Below are 2,824 nucleotides of genomic sequence, written 5' to 3' on the forward strand. Positions count from 1 at the left end.
AGCGCGTTGGCTTTACCTGGGTACCATTGTCACGAAACGGTGGACAACAGTTGCAACGTCGCGCCCGTTTGTATGACTATACGGATAACAGAGCGCCGTTTTATAACAGGTAGCATAGAAATTTAATTAGAAAGGATATCTTGAATGGCAACAGCATTAGTAACAGGTGGGGCTGGTTATATTGGTTCGCACGCCGTTTTACTGTTATTAGAAAGAGGTTGGAACGTCGTAGTTATTGACGACTTGTCGAACGCTTGTGAAGAGTCAATTAAGCGGGTTGAAAAACTGACGGGTAAGTCGGTGTCTTTTTTCAAAGGCAGCATTTTAAATGAAGCCTTACTGAGTGAGATTTTCTCGGCACATGCTATTGATGTTGTTTTTCACTTTGCGGGGTGGAAGGCGGTTGGGGAGTCTATCACCAAGCCTGTGGACTATTATCACAATAACGTGGGCGGCACGTTGGCGTTATTGCATGTCATGAAACAACACGAAGTTTTTCGTTTGATATTCAGCTCGTCGGCAACGGTATACGGTGATCCTGAAGTAGTGCCGATAACTGAATGTGCACGTACTCAAACAACCAACCCTTATGGTGAGTCTAAGTTGGTTATCGAGAATATCCTGAACGATATTTCTGCACTGGATAGTCGTTGGGCTTTTGCCGTATTGCGCTATTTTAATCCAGTGGGTGCTCATGAAAGTGGCATGATCGGGGAAGACCCTAATGGGGTCCCTAATAACTTAGTGCCTTATATTTCGCAAGTTGCTGTCGGTAAGTTGCCGGTACTTAAAGTGTTTGGCGATGATTATGACACGCCCGATGGTACCGGGGTTCGTGACTACATTCATGTTATGGATTTAGTGGAAGGCCATGCTGATGCCTGGGAAGTGATTAAACGTACCGCAGGTGTTCATACGTTTAATTTAGGTACCGGGAAAGGGTACTCAGTACTTGATATGATAAAAACCTTTGAGAAAGTGTCTGAAAAGTCTGTTCCTTACGAAATTGCCCCTCGCCGTTCAGGGGATATAGCGACTTGCTTTGCTGACCCAAGTAAAGCGGCGGAAGTCTTGGGCTGGAAGGCTAGGTTTAGCTTAGAAGAAATGCTTCGCGATACTTGGCGTTGGCAGTCAAAGAACCCGGAAGGGTTTAAGTAAGGTAGTGATTAAGAAAATTAGCCAGGGGTTATTGGCCCCTGGCAAAAAATACGGTTTTTATAGTCAGTAAAATAATTTTTATATCAGCCCAAAAGTTGTGGTGCTTGATATAAAAAATATCGTATTTGTGCTTCCACATAGCGTCTTCTACCGACGCTCCGTAAGGATACCTTACCTGTGCTAAGCCCGTAATGCCGGGTTTAACCGCATGACGGAAGCGGTAGTAGGGAATTTCTTTCTCTAGCTCTTCAATAAAGACCTCGCGTTCCGGCCGTGGGCCTATAATTGACATTTCCCCTCTTAATACATTGATAAGCTGTGGTAGTTCATCGATACGTGTTTTTCGGATAAACTTACCGACTTTTGTAACTCGGCAATCATTTTTCTGAGCCCATTGCGCCCCATCTTTTTCTGCATCATTACGCATAGAGCGGAATTTAATGACTTTAAACTCGTTATTGTATAAGCCGACTCTAAACTGTTTATAAAAAACGGGGCCTTTAGATTCCAGTTTAATCGCGATGGCGGTTAATAGCAGTAATGGGCTTAATACAGTTAAGCCCATTACTGATGCCATGAGGTCTAACGACCGTTTCCAGAACTTGTTGCGACTGTTGGACAGTATCGAAAAGGCTTTTTGTTGCAGAAAATAATTCGCATCCAGTAACCGTGTTTCGGTGTAACAAATTCGGCGATCCAGATAATTAACCAGAGGCTCTACCCATGCTCCCATTTCTGTCGCTGAAATTAGGAAGTCCTGTTGCTCGTCGGTAAGCTCGTACGAACGGTAATGACAAACGACTTTGGGAACGCCAGCCTGCAAATTAAACTCATTTAACACAAAGCTGATATTATGATGATCAAGAATGTCTGAAATAAGTGCTTCTGCCTCTTTGGGGCAGTAAACGTGGATTTGGGATACTTTTCTTAATCCGAGCATGGGCTGTGTTTTAATGTCTTTTGCTAATTTAGAAATGCCGCAACTATATCAGAAACTTTGGCACTAAGCACCGAGTTCCTGATATAGTTTTGCCCCAGAGACATTGCACGTGATTGATGCGCCTAGCCGTAGCCTAATGCGCCCAGTCGTAGCCTGATGCTATTGCATCAGGTGCGATCTAACCGTATTAACCAATGTTTAAATAATTAGGCAGTGGCGATATTTACAGCACCGTACCTGACGTAATAACGTCAGGCTACAAGGAAATAAAAAACGGAAATAACTGATGATAAAAAACGGACCTTATCTGGCACTGGATACCAGCTACCAGAAGCTGTCAGTAAATGAATTAACAGAGCAGGCAAGCAAACGCTTACCTGAGTCATTTAATGACGCTCGCCAGCAGCTTAGCCGTGGTGAGTATCTGAATGTCAGTGAAAACCGCCCGGTAACCCACACGTTAAGCCGCTCTATTCACGCGGTAGCTAAGCAGACGAACCGTAAAACCCGCTTTGTTGAGGTGGTTCAGAAGCTGCGCTCTGGCCGCTGGCTAGGGTCGACCGGCAAGCCTATTACCGATGTGGTCAATATTGGTGTAGGTGGCTCTGACTTGGGCCCGCAAATGGGCGCGTTTGCGTTAAAAGAGTTTGCTGACGATGCGGTTTTGCATGACCTACAAGTTCACTTTGTTTCGTCGATGGATGGCGGACAGCTTTATGCGGTGTT

Annotated in this window: 2 protein-coding genes and 1 pseudogene; 2 read left to right on the top strand and 1 reads right to left on the bottom strand. The window is 44.8% G+C overall.

All coding sequences use genetic code 11. The features are described from left to right. The first annotated feature begins 144 nt into the window (after window positions 1-144). Window positions 145-1,158 (top strand): UDP-glucose 4-epimerase GalE, encoded by a 1,014-nt coding sequence (gene galE / locus B3180_RS13730; protein ID WP_278358209.1) that lies wholly within the window; start codon window positions 145-147, stop codon window positions 1,156-1,158. 28 nt (window positions 1,159-1,186) lie between these two features. Here the strand turns inward: galE and B3180_RS13735 are convergent, their stop codons facing one another. Next, complete coding sequence (locus tag B3180_RS13735) at window positions 1,187-2,098, bottom strand: exopolysaccharide biosynthesis polyprenyl glycosylphosphotransferase (protein ID WP_414653610.1); 912 nt, start codon at window positions 2,096-2,098, stop codon at window positions 1,187-1,189. Between the two features lie 286 nt (window positions 2,099-2,384). On the opposite strand from B3180_RS13735, the pseudogene B3180_RS13740 reads away from it, so the two are divergent. After that, window positions 2,385-2,824 (top strand): annotated as a pseudogene (locus tag B3180_RS13740) (glucose-6-phosphate isomerase); the annotation flags it as partial.

It is taken from the genome of Idiomarina sp. UBA4206 (assembly GCF_002383015.1).
Taxonomy (GTDB): domain Bacteria; phylum Pseudomonadota; class Gammaproteobacteria; order Enterobacterales; family Alteromonadaceae; genus Idiomarina; species Idiomarina abyssalis.